Genomic DNA, 19,697 nt, shown 5'->3' with positions numbered 1-19,697 from the left:
TCAGCCTGGGCGGTGAGCTTCTGCTGGAGGTCGTTGGCGCTCTGGCTGGCGGCGTCTTTCTCGGAAGCGAGGGCGTCTTTTTCAGAGACGAGGGCGTCTTGTAGCGCCTTGGACTTCGCCAGGTCGTCTTGGAGGCTTTTGATCAGGGCGTTGTGGTCGTCTTGCACCTTGCCCTGTTGCTCGCGTTCGCCCAAGAGCTTGTCGCGCTCTCTGGTGAGCTGGGCGAGCTGGCTGTCGAGCTCAGCCTGCGTCGCTTGTAACTCATTTTCTTTGATGATTAATGCAGAAGAAAGGTTGTCAATTTGCCGTGAAGACAACCGTTTGGCATCTTGAACCTCTGTAATTAGATTCGCGACGCATTGAAGAGCTTCGAACACATTGCTGCTATGATTGTGGGCCTCAAAATCAAGAGTCATCATGCGAGAGCGTTTCCCCTCTCTATTGTGCCACTTGCCAGTCCGATGTCCCGCAAATATCCCTTGGAAGACAAAGTGTCTGCCCAAGGGGGGGGCAGTGGCGCTTGACCGTCCGCCCATGAGCCAATCGCTTGCCTGCGATAACAAGGGTATCGTCCCGTGAATGGGTGGCTTTTCCAGAGTCTCCCTAGGGGTTACCCTTCTTCAGCAAAGTGAATCAATGGTAACCTAACCGGTCATTATTTTCATAGCATGGAACGATGACAATTCTCACAAAAGACAGCAACAGTATCCTTTTTCTGCATGTCCCCAAGTGTGGAGGATCCTCAATTGTTGACACGTTTACGGCGAATGGCTATACATCTGAATTGGAGATGCGAGGAAAGCCTGCCCAAGACTGCTTGCTGGCCTCTCCACAGCATCAAACCTGTTCGGCACTAAAATCGCTTGTGCGTTTTGATAACATAAAGGAGATCTTTATGGTTGTTCGAAATCCTTATCAACGCCTTGTGTCTGAATATAATTGGATTTTTCGTGAAGTCTCTCCAGAGGAGCGGCCTGAATATAGCCAATGGGTGATTAATAGCATAGCCATTGTGGAGCAAGACCCTTACTATCTGGACAACCACCTAAGGCCTATGATCGATTTTCTTGACGTGGGTCATCCGGCAAGGATATTTCGGCTGGAAGGTGGACTTCAGGCAATTATCGAGTTCTATCTACAGCCTGTTGAATCGATGCTGAATATCACTGTTGCCCACAATAAAAAGGCGTCACTCTTTAAATATAAAAGTGATAACCCTGCGCTTGATGAGCGAGCTTTACATCTCGTGAATAAGTTTTATCGAGATGATTTTTTGGCGTTTGGCTATGAACCAACCACCTCAGATAATATGCAGTCTTACGGCGATACTCATTGCACCCAAGAGGAATCAAGTAACCAGCTGAAGGTGAGTATGGCGAAGGAATGGCAGTCAAAATCGGCTGTATCGCTAGGCCGAAAACTCAGGATGCAGTCTGAGTTCCTTAGAAATATTTTGGATGATTTGGACAGACATGTATGTGAAAAGAGTATATTCAGTGGCAGCTCTTTGACGAACGAGCATTATTTATGTGATCTTCTTTATGAAGATATACTGCTTAAGCTATCCGTTGCAAGAGGAGACCTTGAGTATTCGCTGAGATGCCGTGGTGATGGATCTGAAATTTATCACTACTCATCATCTGCTAGTCTTGTGTCCATATATAGGGACAGGATTGCGCTGCACCAGCTCAATCCAATGGAGATTGGTGCTTCGCAAAGTTGTTGAATATTGTGATGTGTGCATGTTGTAAGCCGAGATTCTCGGTTGTGAGATTCCTGCTTTCAGGAAAAGTAGCACTGAGAACGCTCTAGTCTCTCAAAACTGGAAATTCATTGAGTGCCATTGCAGTTTTTGATGGCAAACGTGAAAATCTACCGCAGTTATTGGCACGAACTGGTTCAACACTCCTTAAAGCTTGCTGAAAAACTCGGTCAATTCTGCGAAAATGGGTCATTTGCATGGCTGTTGATGCCGAGGCCAGCAGGAGCTTGGGTCCCTTGTGTTGGTGTAAATCCCTGGGGACCTCAACCCCGGCTACGCCGGGGTTGAGCGCGCAGCTCAGGCATCCCGGCTCAGCCGCTGGCGTTGCAAGGGGTGCGCAGGCCCGTGACCCTGGTTTGAGAACCACCTCAACCAGACGAACCATGCCCAAGACTGATTCTGGCGCCTCAGCCCTGGCACCGCTCCTCTCTCTTGTCCAAGCCCGCGTCGCCTTCTGATCTGATCGGCTTTCTGCAGTCGCTTCCTGAGGGTCGCAAGCGCCGGGGCGTGCGCTATCCCCAGTGGCTGCTGTTGCTGATGGTGGCCATCCTGGGAATCCTGAGCGGCTGTCGCAGCGCCAGGGATCTGGAGCGATTTGCCCGCCGGCACCGCGAGGCCTTCAATACGGCTCTCGGTCTTGAGCTTCGCGGGACACCCACCGACTCCACCTTTCTCTACCTGTTGGAGCGGGTGGATCTGCAGAGCATGTTCGCGATGCTGCGCCAGTGGATGCTGGCCCAAATCGCAGAGCAGGACAGGGAACTTGATCAGTTGATCTGTGACGGTAAGACCTTGCGTGGTTCCGCCAGCCAGCCCGAGGGATCTGACGGTGCCACCCGCTTTGTCACCCAGGTGACGCTCTACGCCCGCGATCTGGGCGTCGCCTACTGCTTCGCAGAAGCCTGGCGGCTACGCCCAGACCTCCTACGACACCGGTGACTCCCATGAGCGCGCTGCCCTCAAGGAGCTGCTGAGCACGCTCGATCTCAATGGCGTGCTGATCCAGGCGGATGCACTCCACACCTCACCGTCTTTTTCAGCTCGCAGCAGAACAGGGGGCCGACTTGCTCCTGACCGTCTAGCCGAAGGCTTCTCCGAAGGAGTGGAAAAATCAGCGCACACTGCACCGGCAGATCGCCGATCAGTTCCGATACCAGCGGCACTTCCCTGTCGAGGAGAGCGATTTCGAGAAAAGTCACGGCCGCCAGGTGCTTTGGGAACTGAGGGCCCGCAACGCCACAGAGGCGATCCGCGAACGCTGGATCCGCGCCAGCTGGATCATTGAACTGGTGTCCTCAGGCCAACGTGACGGCAAGCCATTCCGCCACGTCCACCAATTCATCACGACGATGCGTACCAGCCCAAAGGCCCTGCTGCGCCTTGTGCGGCAGCGCTGGGCAATCGAGAACGAGTGGCACTGGGTCCGTGATGTGCAACTTGGCGAGGATGCCCACCGCTATGCCGAACGCAACGGCGTTCAGGCTCTGGCGCTATGGCGCACCCTGGGCCTCAACCTGCTGCGGACCAATGGCTTCCGCTCCATCAGGGCTGGATTGATGGCCGTGGCCCACGACATCAACAGGATGCTCGGCTGGAGCGGGATCCAGGCGCTGGAGAGGGATTAACGAGACTTTCAGTCGGCCCTGGCTGGGCCCCCAGGTGGGCGACAGCGAGACCGAGGGCTTCTGGAGCGAGTTCATCGCTTCCCTCAAAGAACGCGGCCTCACAGGCGTGCGGCTGGTGGTGAGCCGACAGCTCCCCACTGATGTGGCTGGCCATCCCAAGGCCAACGCCCAGAGGAATTTTCCTGATCCAGCCAGCCACATCCTCAAAAGGCGGTGATGGCTGGATTCAGGGCTAAAACTGCCATCCGCGGTCGATGGTGATCACCAGGTGATCGGGCCAGCTCATCCCAGGGAATCAGCTCGGCGAGCTTGACCCAGCGATTGTTACCAGAGAGTTTGCCGCCAAAAGGTAGGAAGAAGTCCTCAGACGAGAGCTGGTTCCGATGCTCGCGTCGACACATGTGTAAAACTCTGGTCACCTTTTCGGCAGGAATGAGCCAATTTGCGCACAGTCTACTGACCAATAGTGCTCAGTCCACTGCAGAGTGGACGGTCTGCTTATTTCAGGAGGCCCTACGTAGTCGGGGGAAAAGTATGCCCGTTCAACTTGCTGCACAGGGATAAAAGAGCGCTGTCCAGAATGCTATTCCCGTGTCAAAGTCTTTCCAGATGCGATGAAATTAGGGCAGAGAAGGGGCCATCAGCCTGCGCGAAAAAGCTGCGTGTGAGGGCTTGGCGTTCCGCATCGGGTAGAGAGTTTATCTTTGTTGCGGCGGTGTCAAAAATCGTCTCGCGTCGGTCGGGAGAGCCGTGCAAAAATCGTTGTGTGATCTGCAGGATCACATGGCTGGGGTTCAGCATCCCCGAAAGAGTGGTGCAAAAGCTGGCTGGGCGGTATGCATAGGTCACTTGCGAGAAAACTCCGGTTAAGCTTTGCGCAAAGTTTGTGCCAAAACTATCACCGAAGATTAGGCAGCTGTTGGGCAGCGGGGCGTCGGGATTTTTCCACATCCGGATACAACCTTGGTTGCGCACGCCATTGTCGAAAACCAGAAGGCGATCAGGGTCTTTCGCAAAGACCAGCTGATAGCTGGCGCGGTGCGGCTCAAGCTTAACGCCTAGATCGCCATGCCGCTGGCGCGAAACAAACTCTTGTGGGAGCTCGCCAATGATGGTTTCGTCCATGCCCCAGTGTTTCAGCACGGCCTTTGCAGCGAGGGTGGCACCATGATCGGTCCAATGTGTATCTGTTTCACAATAGGCAAATTGACGCTGTGCGCGTAACTCGTGGATCGGCACTACCGGGTTATTGGCAGCAAAGCGGAAGCGAAAATCATCAAGCACGGTGCGCGAAGCTCGCGGGAAGGGAAAGTAATTAGGAAAAATCTCTTCCTTGGCCGGGGCGATAAGAAGCGACATGCGCATGCCATACTCCGTCTCCCATGCCTTCATCGCCGCGAAATTTGCCGCCCAGGATATGGCCGACCTCTCCGGTACAATGCGTCTTTCGGTGAACTGGCCCACACTGTCATTGCTGTCCCCGCCCAAAAACAATTGCCTGTCCTTACCGATCAACGCGTATGGACCGCACTGCAGGTCAAGGATGTCAAACACCATTATTCCACCATCCAGTCCCGGACCGGACACCTCCAACCGGTAAGGACCAGGCCGGCGCGACAGGGTCAGATCAAAACCACAACATTCCTTGCCAGGGCGGTCTGCAGGGTTGTCTACCCGGGCGCGAGTGACATCTTCTGGACGAGGGAGATCTGCGGCTATGTCGGCCAGCACTACTCCACCGTGCGAAAGCTTAATTTTCCCAGGACCACCCTGCTGCGCAAGATACCAGCCACGGAAGCGAATCTGATCCGAATAATCCTGTTCTGATTCCGCTCCTGACTTGGGGCTTTCAAGATTCCAGCCTTGTATCTTATCAGAGTTTCGGTGGTCTATTAGCGATATGGACCAATTTGCATGCATAAAACAAAACGTGAAACTCGTGCCTGGGTTTCCTGGGAACCGTTTGCGTCAAAAGCTGTTGCGCTGCAATACAATAATAGGCTGTGTACCGACTTCGGAAAAGTTATCGATCCAATCAACCAGCGTGAAATGGGTCTGCCAATTCTTTTCAACGTAGCTCTTCGGAATTATCGCCTCTCCAAAAAAGTCTGGGGACAAAAGGCCTCCACCACCGGTTGGAACATAAACAAATTCGCCAGCATCATAACGTGATATTGCGGTGTCAAAATCATCTAGCATAGTTGCATATTGCTTTAGATGGCCACTGAGGTCTACTGTATTCTCTGACTGTCCCTTAGAATTTACGAGATGCATCCTGGCACGGGTGGTTATGCAGACAAGCCCGCTAGGCGCAACAATACGCGCAAACTCATTAATCCATGCTTGCGCCACATCTTCGGATAGATGAGAGAATACAGAATATCCGACTATCAAATCAAAGATTCTATTCTGAAACTGGTAAGCAGGAGGCCGTGGTGCGATGAGCGAAAAATCAATAGCTGCCGACAATGATCGAGCCAATTCAACGGCGTCTGGCCGAACATCGACACCAGTGATCATTGAGGCTGGTGTAACGCTCAAGAAAGTTCGAGCAATTCGCCCCCAACCACAACCAAAATCAAGTACCGCAGGTTGCCCTGAACTGGTATGAGTACGATAGCGCTCGATCACGGAGTGGCAGAAGTCAACAGCCTCAATGATGTTGCGTTGACCGACTTTTCCGGTAGTGGACATTTGTATCTCTTCTGATGGCATGCCTGGAATCCCGCTGCGTAAGTATTCTGGCAAACCGGTGCCATTCATCAGGGCAGAAACAAGGGATTCTTTTCCCATAAGTCTAAGATATCCAGTAAGATCGGATGCCTGCATCGGTAAAACTCCATTTGCCAAACACTTTGAGATTCTACCTCATTTTATGATGTCAGTCCGGTTCTCAGACGCAACACGAAGCGAAGCCTGGCGAAGTGCCGCCATTTCAGGCGCTGCAAACGCTTCCTTCACAAGACTAGCGTATTCAGGATAACGCTTGGTCACCATGTCAACACCCGCCTTAACCAGCGCCACCTTTTCACCTTTGAAACTGGCTGAGCGAACATGGTACACAAAAGACCAGGGCGAAACAAGATTGATCCAGCCCGCTTTCAGTGCGCGCATGCAAAAGTCATTTTCCTCTCCATAGCCGCGGGGGAAGGCTATGCAGTCAAATAATCCACATTTGCGGATAACATCTCGTCTAATCAACATACAAAATCCTGATCCAGTTGGCACTTTGGGTGGTACACAGGCTTGCGTGGCTTGCAGAATCAACAATGCATACTCATCATGGCTGAGATGATCTGGTTTAAAGCAAGCTTCATTGAACTTCGGGAATGAAAAGGCACCTGCGTTGTCGCTCATCGCAGTCACTGTCGCCACCTTTGCGCGGCAGTAGGAGGTAGCGAGCAGACCTTCAAGCCATTTGGGAGTCACGATGGTGTCAGAGTTTAGGAGTACCACATCATCCGCATCTGTCTCGGTGATGGCTGCATTGATAGTTCGGGTATAGCCGATATTTGAGTTGTTACGGCGGATGGTAAGACTAGGGTGACCTTCAAAAATTGAAAGTACCGATGTCACCGCTGGATCGGAGCTCCCATCATCGATCACAAGCACTCGGTTGCGCGAAAGATCAGTGTGGCGGAGAACAGAAGAGATGCAGGCGTTCACTTCATCGGGCGCATTGTAGACTGGGATAATTATAGACGTGCGCTGGGCACATCCCACACGGGTAATGGCCGGAATATGGGGAGTGGTATTGGGGGCCTCTAGCGTGGCCTGGCCGCGCATGGGGAGGCCGAAAATTTGTTCATATCCCCTCGCCAGCGCATCGCGCAAACTCTCTTGAGAGAATTCCTTGGAGATAAAAGACCTACCGGCATCGCCCATTTTATGGATCAATGAGGGAGTGTTACAAAGAGTGACTACCGCATCGACTACCCCATCAATGTCGCGGTACGGTACCAAAATTCCATTTTCACCCTGATTCACCAGTTCCCGCAAGGCCCCCCATTCGTAGGCGATGACAGGGCGGCGAGCAGCGGCCCCTTCGGCTAATGTTCGGCCAAAGGATTCAGCAAAATGCGACAGATTTAATAAGACATTTAGTTCAGACATTGCTGCACGTGGATTATCACGATATCCGAGGAAAGCAAGATTGTCTGGCCGCTTACCCTGTTCCACCTCTACGCTCCACTTTCTGATCTGATCATTGAGCGGACCGATTACAACAAAGCGGGCACTTGGAACAAGAGCCGCAGCACGTCGGGCAACCTCGACAAAATCTGCAACTCCTTTCTTAGGAATGTTTGAGCTGACAATTCCGAACTTGATGGTCGTGCCGAATTTGTTGCTCATATCTAAATCGGATATGTTCACTGCATTGGGCACATACAACGTGCGGCCTCCTTTAGAGAAAAGTGTAGCGGTTGCCTGCGAGTTTGCTACGATCCAATCAGCACGTTTAAGGACCTCGGCGATGATATCGCTGGTTCTCATCGCCATCCTTTCGCGTAAGGGTTCATCTAGTGAGATGAGTTCCCGCACATGGATCAGCACTTGCCGCCCCATCCTTCGGGCGGCAAGCACTGCTTCAGATAAAACAATCGTATTGGCGTGCACGATATCCACTCCATGCCGCGCGATAATATCGGAAAACTTATTGGACAACCAGGCATAGTTCTCGCGGTTGTTCATCCATTGCGGATAGGAAAAGACATATGAACCAATTGAAAGACTGGCGATCCCATCAAGATAGGCTGTGTTGTTGCCCGAGGGTAGGGTCACAACCACGTTCAATGGCAGGGTCGATAGGGCATGCAGCACATCAAGGAGGCTTCGCTCGCCGCCAAACAGATGATGGCCAGAAATGTGCGCGCACAGGAGAACGGTTGGCAGGGTTGCATCATGTCTGCGTTGGCCCTCATGCCAAGCAGGCGGGGCCAATGCGGCCCCGCCATTGTCTAATGGTGATCCCTGTACGGCAAGTCGGCCTTGTACCATTGATCGCGGTGACTTTCTCTTTGGAACCAGTACAGCCTTTGCTCCTGGGACCGACTGTATGCTCGAGGCAAAGGCTTCGAGGTACGCGGTGCCCCAACGTTGGTCGGGTTCCAGATAGGTGCCCTCGGCCCATTCGTTCCAGGCATTGATGAAGATCAGGCTTTCGGATCCTGAGTTAAACCTTGCCTCTTGTTCCACAATCCCCTTCATCCAACGGCGAAAACCGTACGGTGTCGCTCCATGGAAGATGCGTGCGTCGGTCAGACGCCGGGCGGTGTTGTCCCAGCCCAGCATTGCGCCACGATGCACCGGCCACTCGTAACCGCCATCATATTTCTGAAGATCACCGTCAACCACGGCGGTATAGTCGAAGATTTCACCGCCGAATTCTTTGTGTAGATCATGTACCTCGTCCCGTATATTCTTGCGTCGTGTCTCATGGGGAGGGAACAGCACATAACTATCAAGTCCATGTTCCTGAGGCTTGCCTTGCAGCGTTTCCAGACCAAAGCGTACAGCGCAAAGATGAATTTCGCCCAATCCCGCCATACGACACTCTTCACGCCAAGCCCGAGCGGTTTCTGTCCAGTTCGGAATGATTGAGATTCGGTAAACCACCATCACTGGTCTCCCGGAAAATCGTACCCATCGGGGGTCTTTCATCATCGGTATCATCTCGCGGATCAGTGCGATATTGCTGTTCAGCGAATACTCCTGCTTCATTAGAACATGGCGGTTTTGGCCATCCCAGTTGCGCGACCAGTTCTCATTGGCCCAGCAGGCGCAAAAGCCCGTTTCTACGCGGCTCGATCGTGCCATCTGCTCGATCGGCTGGTTCAAAAGCTTTTTCCCGTTGAACCAGTAGTAGTAATAGCAAAAACCGTGGATACCGAATTGCCTCGCTAGTTCAGCTTGCGCTACCTGGGTATCTTCCAGTCGGAGATCATAAAAGCCTAGATCCGCAGGCACACGAGGTTGATAATGGTGGCGGAATAACTGCCTGGTGCGTGTCACATTAGACCATTCAGTAAAACCCTTCCCCCACCACTTATCATTTTCTGGTATTGGGTGAAACTGCGGCAGGTAAAATGCCACCGCCTTGATTTCACGATCCCTGACTGTTGCGGGAATTGTGGCCAAACGAGAGGCGCTGACAGTTTCCATCCCCGCCTCTCTTGCGACCGCGGCGAGTATGCCCAGCACTGTTGCGCGTCCGGGAAAGTCGCCCTTGCTTTCAACCTTCATTTCGAAGAGACGCACGCTGGGTTTAATCGCCCGCAAAAGGATTGGGCGCAGCCAAAGCGCATTACCTTCGGGTAATGCCAGCGGCGAATTCCCAATGGACAGACCCAGCCTTGGCAATGCGGTTCGCAGCGCATCCAGCAGTTTTTGATCCGCCTCTGTTTGGGCCTTGGGGCCAAGGCTTCTCAGCTTTGTCGCAAGATAACCCCATTCTGCATCAGCCCGGAATGCCTGGCCCCTTGCTACCAGCTCCAGCAGCTCATCATCCGCCTCGCTCCCGCCATCGCCGGGAGACACCCACAAAAGTGCCTCATATTGCGAGAAGACCCCAGTAATGGCGCTGCAAAAAAAGCCATGCGCATTGCCAGTTACATCAGCTGGGCCGAGGTGTGTGAGGGAGGAAAGGCCTGCTGGCATCGACGAGAAATCTAGGGTGTCGGGCCCGAGCAGGAACAGATCATGAGCCGCTTCATCTAAGGCCTCAAGTGCAGCCAGTGCTTTCACCCAGGCCAGCCCCCCGGCCACGTTGATAACAACGGCCAAAGGTGCCGTAGGTTCCAGCCCGCGCAGCATGAAGGCATCAAGCCCTAAGCGCCAGGTCCAATGTGGATTGGCCGGCATTGAAGCGGGATTGGTAGGCTTTTCCGGTTTTTTCGCGGATTTGTCCTCCGCGCTAGGAACATTCGGCTCGTCAGCCCCTGGCAGTGCCAGTCTTCTTTTGCATCGCTCGATATTGGAGGTGACAATGTGTCTGTTGTCTGGGAACTTTGCTTGGAATTGCAAGTACAGATCCAGGGCTCGGCCATAATCTTTAAGTCTATAATGATTATTAGCTTGTAGAATGAGTCGTTCAGTGATTCCAGAGTTCTTGTTGGCTTGCATTGTGGGTTTAGGGGTTGAAACCAAGTCTTTGGGGTGGATTCTATTGTCCATCATGACTTTTCAGATCCCACCCCACCCGCAAAGCTCTGGCGGGGCGTGGACGGATATCTTGGTGCTGATCCGCCGCGCGTGCCAGGGAACGCGAGAAGTTTCGTCGGTTTCCGGCAGGATCAGGCTGGGTTGGGGAGCGCACGCTGGCTCTAGCGTATCAATCAGGGCGAAGGCCGCTTCCTCCACCCTGTGGAGCACCTGCTCATGCGCCGGCAGCTGGGCCAGAGCCTGATCATTCCAGGATGCAATTTCCTTGGCATTGAGGTCAACCGTCCTCACCTGTACATCCATGCAGTGGTCGGTAATGATCGCCATCGTGGCACCGCTAATGTTGGCGTCGCCAATGCGTCCGTGGTTGGTGATAGGAGTGGGTTTCGTTGGTTTAGATATGGCGAAGGCTGGGGATGGCTTGCTCAGGCCAAAGGGCTGGCCGCCATAGACCGATCGCTCACTCAGCATCTCGCACAAACTCTGATTGGCCAGAAACCTGCATACTGTGACTGCCAGGACTTTGTCAAAGTTGTTGTGCGGCTGCCAGCCCATCTCAGCGCTGTTATTGCGGGGATTGATGGCGTAACGTCGGCCGTGTCCATGGCAACCCGTTGCCGGTTTGATCAGGCGGCTGTGAGGAGCCCCAGCAGGCACCAGCTGAGCACTGCAGATCGCATCCACCTCCGGATTGTTTGTGCGCTCGTTGGCTGATCCATTGGAACCGTGTCCAATCACCATGCCATAGCCCTCGCCCAGCTGCACTTGGCAGCCGGCCAACAACAGCGCATCCACGGAATGTGAAAGTCCAAACTCTTCATCCAGCCAGTGACCGTCGCGGGAGAAAAGCATCCATCGACCGTTGGCAATGGTGCGCTCTTTGCCTGCGGGTAAGGGATAGCTGAATCTGGCCTTGATGTCCTCTCCCAACAGCTTTCGCAACCCCTTCTGCCCAAAGAAAGCCCTGGATCTCGTGCCCAAGTCTCCACACCCCGATCGTGGCGCGGTGCACAGCCAGCAAAGTCCGACGTTCTTGGTTCCCTGGCTGAGGGATGCTTCACGCGAACACCTCCTCGGCTGCCAGCGCCCCGGCCAACGTCGGTGCCTCCGCATCCTTGGGCGCCAGCAGCGGTGCTGTGTCGCCGATGCTCTCCAGGGGCCAGTCGATGCCGATGGTGGGATCATCCCAGCGCAGCGAACGCTCGCACTCCTTGCTCCAGAAGCCGCTGGCCTTGTAGAGCACATCGGCCGTTTCGCTCAGGGTGAGAAAGCCATGCGCGAACCCCACCGGCACCCAGAGCTGCTGGTGGTTGGTGCCGCTCAGCCGGGCAGCCAGCCATTGGCCGTAGGTGGGGGAGCTGCGCCGCAGGTCCACCGCCACGTCGTAGATCTCGCCTGCCACGCAGCGCACCAATTTGCCCTGGGGCTCGGGTTCCAGCTGGTAGTGGAGCCCCCGCAGCACCCCCCGGACGGAGCGGGAATGATTGTCCTGGAAGAACAGGGGGGCCTGCTCCGGTGCTACTCCCAATGCTTCCGCGAAGCGGCGTTGATTCCAGCTCTCGAAGAAGTAGCCCCGCTCATCGCTGAACACCCGGGGGGTGAGCAGTAGCGGTCCCTCGATCGCGAAGCGTTCAACCTGCATGGGAAGGCAGCAGGGAGGCCTGCAGGGCGCTGTGGTCGCTGGTGTTTTCCTTGATCAGATCGAGCAGATAGGAGCCATAGCCACTCTTGCGCAGCGGTTGCGCCAGTCGCTCGAGCTGCTCGCTGTTGATCCAGCCCATCCGCCAGGCCACCTCCTCCGGGCAGCCCACCTTCAGGCCCTGGCGTTTCTCCAGGGTGCGGATGTAGCTGGCCGCTTCATGCAGGGAATCGGGCGTGCCCGTGTCCAGCCAGGCCATGCCCCGGCCCATCAGCTCCACCCGCAGCAGCCCCGCATCGAGATACAGCTGGTTGAGGTCAGTGATCTCCAGCTCACCGCGAGGGGAGGGCCGCACCCGGCGGGCCTGCTCCACCACCGAGTCGTCGTAGAAGTAGAGCCCGGTGACCGCGTAGCGTGAGCGAGGATGCTCCGGTTTCTCCTCGATGCTGAGCACCCGGCCGGCGGCATCGAACTCCACCACGCCGTAGCGCTGCGGATCGCTCACCGGATAGGCGAACACGGTGGCTCCGGCTCCGGGGCCATTGCTGGCCTGCAGCTGGGGCACCAGGTCGTGGCCGTGGAAGAGGTTATCGCCCAGCACCAGGGCTGCGGGTCCTTCCGCCAGGAACTCCGCCCCGATCAGGAAGGCCTGGGCCAGACCATCGGGGCTGGGCTGGATGGCGTACTGGATGGCCATTCCCCAGGCCGATCCATCGCCCAGGAGCCGTTCGAAGGCGGGCTGATCTGTGGGGTGGTGATGATCAGCACCTCCCGGATCCCCGCCAGCATCAGTGTGGTGAGGGGGTAGTACACCATCGGCTTGTCGTACACCGGCATCAGCTGCTTGCTAACGGCGCTGGTTAGGGGGGCCAACCGGGTGCCATTGCCGCCAGCTAGAAGGATGCCTCGGCGCTTGACGGAAGCCATCGTGGAAGAAATGATGCATTGATGCAGATGATCCCACAGGAAAGCCCGTTGGCGTTGTAGTTGATCCAGATTGTCGAGCGTCGATCCGAAAGGCATGGCCAAGGTGCTTGGTCGCCGTCTCGATTCGCAAGGGGCTTCCTTAAATCTCATTGGATTGATAGGTTTCCCTTGCACCTGCCAGTTCTCAGAAAGAACCGGGCCACAACTCGGGAAGTGATCCCAGGCATTGGCCGTGAACTGAACCTCCCTACCGCTTCAACCCACCTGCGGCGCCCTCTCCAACCAATGCCCAATCGGAGCGACTCGCCGCACAGCGGCCATCTTCAGGCGGCGCGCCAATCGGATGCGTCGTTGCTTGTTGGCCAGCCTGCGGCTGTAGAAGGATTCTTGGATGGTCTGGCTGTTGATGGCCTGGAGGTGACGCAGGCAGCTCAGTGCATCGCAGAACTGGCCATTGCTCCAGTTGAAATAGCGCGGATAGTGCCCCAGCATGATCGCGGCCAGCTGATGGAGGTTCAGTTGGCGGTCGCGGCCGGGCTGCTCGGCCCAGTCGGTGGTGAGGCCCCAGCCTGCGTAGCTCGGGGTGCCGTAGGTATGCACGGGCTTGGCGCGGATCAGCGCTTCGAGGCCGGCCGTTGAGGAGATCACGTGCACCGCATCCACGGCATCCATCCAATGGCTGATGTCGCTGTCGCATGCCAGTTGGTCGCAGTGTTGATGCCATAGGTAGGCACGATTGCCGCGGAGATAGCCCTTGCGTACATCATTGGGATGGGGGCGGTAGACAATCCACGCCGCCGGATGCTGCTCCCGAATGGCCTGGAGCAGCGCCTTATTGCTGCGGACGGGGCTCAGGCTTTTGCGCAGGGCCTGATCGCCTTCCACCTGGCCCACGGCCAGGATCGTGGTGCGGTGCCGCGGCGGCCTCGCTGTTGCATCCAGGGCTGGCTGGGAGAGATTGCATTTGCTGAGCCGATGCTGGCGGATGAAGGCCACCAGCTCCTGGCCAAGCTGTTCGTCTGCCGTGCTCAGCGGGCGCTGGTTGAGCAGCTGTTGCAGTTGCGAGGGGACCTGGGCGTCGTAATGCACGCCCAAACGATCCAGCAGCAGGGAGTAATAAAAGCTGCCGGTGAGCCCCAGCCCGCGTGAACTGATGAAACCATCCTCCGCCGTGACAATCTTCAGGTGCGGATGGGCGGCCAGAAGCTCGGGGGGGATGGTGGTCTGGCGGCCCCACACGAGCAGGTGGTTGACCTCGCGGTAGGCCGCAGGGTTGCGGGGCAGCCTTGTGCAGAAACGCAGACTCGTGGCCCCGCGCAGATACTCCTGCAACACCACCCGCTTCCAGCGGCGCGCCACGACGCACAGCCAGCGGCCATGGTTGCTGGCGATGGTGGCGGTGTGGAGGGCGTCGGGGGCTGTGTTCACCAGGCCCTCGGCTGGTTGAGCACCTGCTCGATGGCGGCGCGGTAGTGGGGCAGCAGGTTGCTCCAGCCGAAGCTCTGTTGAACCCAGGCGGCTGCCCGCTCGCTCTGCTGTTGACGCTGCTGGCCTGTCAGGGCTGCCTGGGCCTGAATCTCCTGGCTGAAGGCTTCTGCGTCCCGTGCCGGCAGCAGTGAGCCATTGGCGTCGCTGATCACATCGGTGATGCCTTCGATCCGGCTCGCCAGGCAGTAGAGGCCATGGAGGCCTGCTTCCAGCATCACAAGGCCGAAACCTTCCATATCGCGATGGATTCGCAGGTTTGGCATCACGAACAGATCGGCTAGCTGGTACACGCTGGCTAGATCCCCATCCTCTAGGAGTCCCAGCGGAAACACTCTGTGCTGTAGGTCACGTTTTTCTATGGCCGCATGAATCTCCCGCGCCTGAGGTCCGCTGCCCACCAACCAGAGCTGAACATGCTCCGGCAGCAGGGGCATCACCGCATCCACAAACCAGGCAAACCCCTTGCGCGGAATCTGGCGGCCCACGGTTAGGCATACAAATGTGCCGGGCAACTTGGGCGGGACGCGCACGCTGCCGTTGACCGGGGGAGTTGAATGCCACCGCTGGCCGATGCCATTGGGCAGCACCTGCAGGCGATCTGCAGGAAAACCACGTTCCAGGCACGCCTGCGCTGTGGCGCGGCTGACGCCGATCACTCCGTCCAGCTGGGCCAGGCTGCGCCGAATCCACCACTGCGCCACAGGCGGCCCTTGGGTGATGTCCAGCCCATGGGCGATGGCCATCAGCCTCAGCCCCCGCCGCCGCAGCAGCGGTGCCAACAGGGGCAACAGCAGCGCCGGGTTCAGCGAGGCAAACAGCACAACATCGGCGCGCCCCAGCCAGACCTGTCGGGCCAGCCGCCAGGGCAGGGCTAGAAAAAACAGGGGCACCCGCCAGCCGATCTCTCGTTTCGTGCAGGCCAGGACCACGTGGCTGAGCGTCACGTCGTCCTGGCTCCCCAACTGGGTGAGCAGATCCCGCGCCGCCCGTTGCATGCCCCCGGCGTTGCTGCTTGGGGCGCGAGCCGGGGCCATGCAGTGACTCACAAACACGAGCCTCAGAGCGCGTGGATTCATGAGACTCTTGGGCGCGGCAAGCTTCTGAGCCCATTGAAACTTAACCTTAACCCAGGCGGATTTCTGCGCTCCCCCACGGGCGAGCAACCCCACCCAGCCAGGCGGCGCCATCTGCTTCGTCATGTACCGGAGGTGAAACGCCTCTGCCACCCCTACCCGATCACCGCCTTCTGGATTATCGCCCTGGTGGCCGCCCAGTGGGTTCTGGCCCTGGTAGCCGTCCCTCGCTTGCCCTGGCCAGCAGTGTTGTTGCTGATCTGGATGGTGGGTGCACCCGTCAGCCACGCCCTGTTTGTATTAATGCACGATTGTGCCCATGACCTTGTGTCACGCCATCGCTGGCACAACCAGCTGCTGGCCATCCTCTGCGACCTGGCCCAGGCGATCCCCTCGGCCGCCAGTTTTCGGGGTTATCACCTGCGCCATCACGCGGCCATGGGCCAGCTCGGTGTCGATGCCGATTTGCCCACACCCCTGGAGGCGCGGCTGGTGGGCCACTCCACCTGGCGCAAGGCGCTCTGGATGTGTGGCTATGGCCTCAGTGAAGCCCTTCGGCCCTTCTCCAGCCAGGCCATGGCAGGGCCCAGGGGGTGGTTGGCCCTGAATCTTGCGCTGGTGGTACTGGCCGATCTGCTGTTGCTGATGGCCGGCGGGGTTGGGGCCCTAGCCTATCTGCTCGCCTCCACCCTTGTTGCTCTGGGGCCCCACCCCCTCGCCGGCCGCTGGCTGGCGGAACATTACGTCTTCTTCCCTGGGCAGCAAACGTCTTCGATGTACGGATGGGCCAATCGCCTGGCCTTCAATGTGGGATACCACACCGAGCACCATGACCTGCCTTCAGTGCCATGGGTGGCCCTGCCCCGGATCCGGGCATTGGCTCCTGATCTCTATCAGCAGCCGTCCCATCGATCCTGGGGAGGCTGCCTGTGGCGATTCATCACTGATCCCAGCCTTTCGCCCTACGCCCGGTATCTGAATGAGCGCTCTTGCTAAGCCGCTGCTCATTTATGGCGTCAATGGGGATGGCCGTGGGCACGCCGCCAGAGCCTTGGTGCTGGCCCCTTACCTCCGCCCCCATTACCGGATAGCGTTTCATAGTTCGCAGGACGCCCTGGCCCTGTTGCGCCAGAGCTTTGTGAACCAGGACGACATCGCTTTTGTAGAGATTCCTGGCACCCGTTGGATCTATCGCCACCAGCGCATCAGCCCCTGGCGCTCGGCGCTTCACTTCCTGGCCCAGGCGCTCTGGCTGTTCCCGCGTGAGGCCAGGCGGCTGCGGCGCTCCTGGCGGCACGTGTCTCCGGTTGGGGTGATCTGCGATTTCGAACCGGTGGTGGCCCGGGCGGCCGCCCGGGCGGGCCTGCCTCTGGTGGCCCTCAGCCACCAACATGCGATGGCCGCGATGGATCCGGGCCAGCTGGGATTGTCGTTTCTGGAGCCGTGGATCTATCGCCTCTACGCCTGGCTCAACACACCACGCTTCGGGGCGCTGGTGATCAGTTCATTTTTTCAACTGCCGCTGCGAAGCCGGTTCGCAGGGGCCTTGGTGGTCGGTGGTCTGCTGCGGCCCGAGCTCCTGCAGCTCCGTCAGGAGCACCAGCAGGCGGTGGGTGCTCCTCTGGCCTATCTCCGGCGCCATGGTCTGCACCGGCCGGTGTTGATCGGCCTTCAGGAGTTGCTGCCAGGCACGGTCGTTTTCGGGCTTGACGGCCCGCCGGGGCCGGCGTTTTCGGGGCTCCAGTTTCGTTCCGTTGATCCCGACGGCTTTCTGGGTTGTCTGGCCGCCGCTCCTTTTCTGGTGGCGGCCGCTGGCCATCAGTTGCTGTGTGAAGCGATGGAATTGCAGAAGCCCGTCCTGGCCCTCTACGAGCGTGCCCACGATGAACAGCGGCTCAATGCCCGCCTGTGGGAGCGGGCTGGGTATGGGTTGGCTGTGGAGCTTGAGTGCTTTGAGACCCATCGATTGCAGGACTTCATCGACCAGCTGCCTCACTACCATTGCGCCCTTCAGAAGCGCGTTGGCGCGCTGGGTAATGCCCCGGCTACCGCGCTCTGGATGCTCCGCCAGCTCCAGGCTCTGGCCTGAGCCGTGCAGGCAGGCCCAGAATATCCCCGCTCAGCAGGGCTGAGAAGATGACGTGGCCTCGTACGTAGCCGTGTCTGCTCTTACCCGCTGCTTGCAGGAAGAGGCGGCAGCCATCGCCCTCACCGCCGAACGCCTGGATGCTGCGCAGGTGGAAGCTGCCTTGGAGCTGCTGGCAAGCTGTCGCAGGCACCGCTCCAAATTGGTGCTCTCCGGCATCGGTAAGAGCGGCATCGTCGCCCGCAAGATCGCCGCCACCTTTTCCTCCATCGGCCTGACAGCGGTTTTTCTCAACCCCGTCGATGCCCTCCACGGTGATCTGGGCATCGTGTCGGATAGGGATGTAGCCCTACTTCTCTCGAACAGCGGGGAAACCGAGGAGCTCCTAGCGATCCTGCCCCACCTGAAGCGGCGTGGGGCCGCCTGCATCGCCCTGGTGGGCCGCCTGGCTTCCAGCCTGGCCAGGCAATGCGATGTGGTGTTGGATGGCTCCGTGGACCGTGAGGTTTGTCCCCTGAACCTGGCCCCGACCGCCAGCACGGCCGTGGCGATGGCCGTGGGTGATGCCCTGGCCACGGTGTGGATGGAGCGGGCAGGCATTTCCCCTGCCGACTTCGCTGTCAATCACCCCGCCGGCACGCTCGGACGGCGTCTCACCTTGCTCGTGGGCGATCTGATGGTGCCTGCTCACGAACTCACCCCCTTGGCGCCCGATGCGCCGCTGCTGGTCGTGATCACCCAGCTCACCCAGGGCAGTCCCAACCGAGGGAGCCTTGGCGCCACTTGGGTTCACGCGGAAGGGGACCCGCAGCGTCTGGCTGGATTGATCACCGATGGGGACCTGCGTCGTTCCCTTCAGCGGCATGGCCCCCAGAACTGGGGGGAGGTGACGGCCGTTCAGATGGCCACCATCCATCCGATCACCGTGGCCCCCCAGACCCTTGCGATCGAGGCTCTCGAGCTGATGGAGCGCAATCCGCGCCAATCAATCTCCGTTCTGCCCGTGGTGCATCCCGATCATCCATGGCAGCTACAGGGACTGCTCAGGCTCCATGATCTGGTTCAGGCTGGCCTCGGCCCCGTGGAGCGATGAATCCTTCTGCCACAGCAACAGTGCCGTTCCGCCTCATCGCTGGCCCATGTGTGATCGAGAATCGCGATCTGGTGTTCCAGGTGGCTGATCAAGTCAGCACCCTCTGCCGCCGACTAGGCGTGGAGTACGTGTTCAAGGCCAGTTTCGACAAGGCCAACCGCAGCTCCGGCGAGTCTTACCGAGGCCCAGGCCCCGACGAAGGTCTAGCGATCCTGGCGGAGGTGCGCGAGCACTTCGGGGTGCCGGTGCTCACCGACATCCATGAAAGCCATCAGGCGGCTCCTGCCGCTCAGGCGGTGGATGTGCTGCAGATCCCGGCCTTTCTTTGCCGCCAGAGCGACTTACTGGAGGCCGCCGCCCGGGCGGTCGCCGGTACGGCGAAGTGTGTGAACGTCAAAAAGGGGCAATTCCTTGCCCCTTGGGACATGGCCCAGGTGGTGAACAAACTGGCCACTGGCGGCCTCAAGGCCGCCAGTGGCCGGCTCTGGCTCACCGAACGCGGCAGCAGCTTCGGCTACAACACTTTGGTGGTCGACTTCCGCAGCCTGCCCCAGCTAAAGGCACTGGGCTGTCCGGTGATCTTCGATGCCACTCACGCTGTGCAGCAGCCCGGCGGGCGCGGCACCAGCTCCGGCGGCCAACGGCAATTCGTAGCGACCTTGGCGCGGGCGGCCATGGCCGTGGGCGTGGACGGGCTGTTCATGGAGGTGCATCCCGACCCGGAGCAGGCCCTCAGCGACGGACCGAACATGGTGCCGCTGCACCGGCTGGAGGCATTGCTGCGCCAACTGCTGGCCATTCGCGCGGTGGTGGCGGTGGGTGCGGCCGAAAGCATTCTTTGAG

General features: G+C 58.1%; 15 protein-coding genes and 2 pseudogenes. 8 read left to right on the top strand and 9 right to left on the bottom strand.

Annotated features, from left to right (window positions below):
* On the bottom strand, positions 1 to 419 hold a 419-nt coding region (locus tag KBY95_RS15100), incomplete at its 3' end, for a hypothetical protein (RefSeq protein ID WP_254966102.1).
* A 257-nt stretch (positions 420 to 676) separates the two neighbouring features.
* Here KBY95_RS15100 and KBY95_RS15095 point away from each other — a divergent pair.
* The 4 genes and pseudogenes from KBY95_RS15095 (at position 677) to KBY95_RS16540 (ending at position 3,604) form a co-directional block, all read left to right on the top strand.
* The gene (locus KBY95_RS15095; RefSeq protein ID WP_254966101.1) at positions 677 to 1,726 is read left to right on the top strand and encodes a sulfotransferase family 2 domain-containing protein; all 1,050 of its coding nucleotides are present in this window, start codon (positions 677 to 679) and stop codon (positions 1,724 to 1,726) included.
* A gap of 468 nt (positions 1,727 to 2,194) precedes the next feature.
* On the top strand, positions 2,195 to 2,701 hold the full coding sequence (locus KBY95_RS15090) for a transposase family protein (protein ID WP_254966100.1): 507 nt from the start codon (positions 2,195 to 2,197) through the stop codon (positions 2,699 to 2,701).
* A gap of 179 nt (positions 2,702 to 2,880) precedes the next feature.
* A pseudogene (locus KBY95_RS15085) lies at positions 2,881 to 3,387 on the top strand (ISAs1 family transposase); the annotation flags it as partial.
* A gap of 34 nt (positions 3,388 to 3,421) precedes the next feature.
* Entirely contained in the window at positions 3,422 to 3,604 is a 183-nt protein-coding gene (locus KBY95_RS16540; protein ID WP_396095034.1) for a transposase, read from the top strand.
* A 377-nt stretch (positions 3,605 to 3,981) separates the two neighbouring features.
* Here KBY95_RS16540 and KBY95_RS15075 read toward each other — a convergent pair whose 3' ends face one another.
* From KBY95_RS15075 to KBY95_RS15040, 8 genes and pseudogenes are all read right to left on the bottom strand, one after another.
* Positions 3,982 to 5,307, bottom strand: coding sequence for an alginate O-acetyltransferase AlgX-related protein (locus tag KBY95_RS15075; RefSeq protein ID WP_254966099.1), 1,326 nt, complete (start codon positions 5,305 to 5,307; stop codon positions 3,982 to 3,984).
* Positions 5,308 to 5,355: 48 nt separating this feature from the next.
* Complete coding sequence (locus KBY95_RS15070) at positions 5,356 to 6,216, bottom strand: class I SAM-dependent methyltransferase (protein WP_254966098.1); 861 nt, start codon at positions 6,214 to 6,216, stop codon at positions 5,356 to 5,358.
* Between the two features lie 39 nt (positions 6,217 to 6,255).
* Entirely contained in the window at positions 6,256 to 10,563 is a 4,308-nt protein-coding gene (locus KBY95_RS15065) for a glycoside hydrolase family 99-like domain-containing protein (RefSeq protein WP_254966097.1), read from the bottom strand.
* Positions 10,564 to 10,569: 6 nt separating this feature from the next.
* Complete coding sequence (locus KBY95_RS15060; protein WP_254966096.1) at positions 10,570 to 11,478, bottom strand: hypothetical protein; 909 nt, start codon at positions 11,476 to 11,478, stop codon at positions 10,570 to 10,572.
* Positions 11,479 to 11,605: 127 nt separating this feature from the next.
* Positions 11,606 to 12,190 carry a dTDP-4-dehydrorhamnose 3,5-epimerase gene (gene rfbC / locus KBY95_RS15055; protein ID WP_254966095.1) on the bottom strand — a complete coding sequence of 195 codons (585 nt, stop codon included), beginning with the start codon at positions 12,188 to 12,190 and terminating at the stop codon, positions 11,606 to 11,608.
* A pseudogene (rfbA, locus tag KBY95_RS15050) lies at positions 12,180 to 13,114 on the bottom strand (glucose-1-phosphate thymidylyltransferase RfbA). The gene rfbC and the pseudogene rfbA overlap by 11 nt, the downstream one beginning before the upstream one ends.
* Before the next feature lie 255 nt (positions 13,115 to 13,369).
* Positions 13,370 to 14,542, bottom strand: a complete 1,173-nt coding sequence (locus tag KBY95_RS15045; protein ID WP_254966094.1) for a hypothetical protein — start codon at positions 14,540 to 14,542, stop codon at positions 13,370 to 13,372.
* Positions 14,539 to 15,636: a glycosyltransferase family 4 protein gene (locus KBY95_RS15040; RefSeq protein WP_254966093.1), complete on the bottom strand. Its 1,098-nt coding sequence runs from the start codon at positions 15,634 to 15,636 to the stop codon at positions 14,539 to 14,541. Before KBY95_RS15040 ends, KBY95_RS15045 begins: the two co-directional genes overlap by 4 nt.
* A gap of 174 nt (positions 15,637 to 15,810) precedes the next feature.
* On the opposite strand from KBY95_RS15040, the gene KBY95_RS15035 reads away from it, so the two are divergent.
* The 4 genes from KBY95_RS15035 (at position 15,811) to kdsA (ending at position 19,696) form a co-directional block, all read left to right on the top strand.
* On the top strand, positions 15,811 to 16,671 hold the full coding sequence (locus tag KBY95_RS15035; protein WP_254966092.1) for a fatty acid desaturase: 861 nt from the start codon (positions 15,811 to 15,813) through the stop codon (positions 16,669 to 16,671).
* Entirely contained in the window at positions 16,655 to 17,764 is a 1,110-nt protein-coding gene (locus tag KBY95_RS15030; RefSeq protein WP_254966091.1) for a glycosyltransferase family protein, read from the top strand. Before KBY95_RS15035 ends, KBY95_RS15030 begins: the two co-directional genes overlap by 17 nt.
* A 70-nt stretch (positions 17,765 to 17,834) precedes the next feature.
* On the top strand, positions 17,835 to 18,854 hold the full coding sequence (locus tag KBY95_RS15025; protein WP_254966090.1) for an SIS domain-containing protein: 1,020 nt from the start codon (positions 17,835 to 17,837) through the stop codon (positions 18,852 to 18,854).
* The gene (kdsA, locus tag KBY95_RS15020) at positions 18,851 to 19,696 is read left to right on the top strand and encodes a 3-deoxy-8-phosphooctulonate synthase (protein WP_254966089.1); all 846 of its coding nucleotides are present in this window, start codon (positions 18,851 to 18,853) and stop codon (positions 19,694 to 19,696) included. The genes KBY95_RS15025 and kdsA overlap by 4 nt, the downstream gene beginning before the upstream one ends.
* Position 19,697 lies beyond the last annotated feature (1 nt).

This window comes from Cyanobium sp. Aljojuca 7A6, from assembly GCF_024346455.1.
GTDB lineage: Bacteria > Cyanobacteriota > Cyanobacteriia > PCC-6307 > Cyanobiaceae > Cyanobium.
The sequence above is the reverse complement of the archived record's forward strand: the minus strand, read 5'-3'. Positions and strand labels throughout refer to the sequence as shown.

Excerpts from the sequence above, each read along its gene's own strand:
- KBY95_RS15075 (WP_254966099.1), bottom strand. The coding sequence starts at position 5,307 with ATGCATGCAAATTGGTCCATATCGCTAATAGACCACCGAAACTCTGAT.
- kdsA (WP_254966089.1), top strand. The coding sequence starts at position 18,851 with ATGAATCCTTCTGCCACAGCAACAGTGCCGTTCCGCCTCATCGCTGGC.
- KBY95_RS15095 (WP_254966101.1), top strand. The coding sequence starts at position 677 with ATGACAATTCTCACAAAAGACAGCAACAGTATCCTTTTTCTGCATGTC.
- KBY95_RS15040 (WP_254966093.1), bottom strand. The coding sequence starts at position 15,636 with ATGGCCCCGGCTCGCGCCCCAAGCAGCAACGCCGGGGGCATGCAACGG.
- KBY95_RS15030 (WP_254966091.1), top strand. The coding sequence starts at position 16,655 with ATGAGCGCTCTTGCTAAGCCGCTGCTCATTTATGGCGTCAATGGGGAT.
- rfbC (WP_254966095.1), bottom strand. The coding sequence starts at position 12,190 with ATGCAGGTTGAACGCTTCGCGATCGAGGGACCGCTACTGCTCACCCCC.
- KBY95_RS15070 (WP_254966098.1), bottom strand. The coding sequence starts at position 6,216 with ATGCAGGCATCCGATCTTACTGGATATCTTAGACTTATGGGAAAAGAA.
- KBY95_RS15065 (WP_254966097.1), bottom strand. The coding sequence starts at position 10,563 with ATGATGGACAATAGAATCCACCCCAAAGACTTGGTTTCAACCCCTAAA.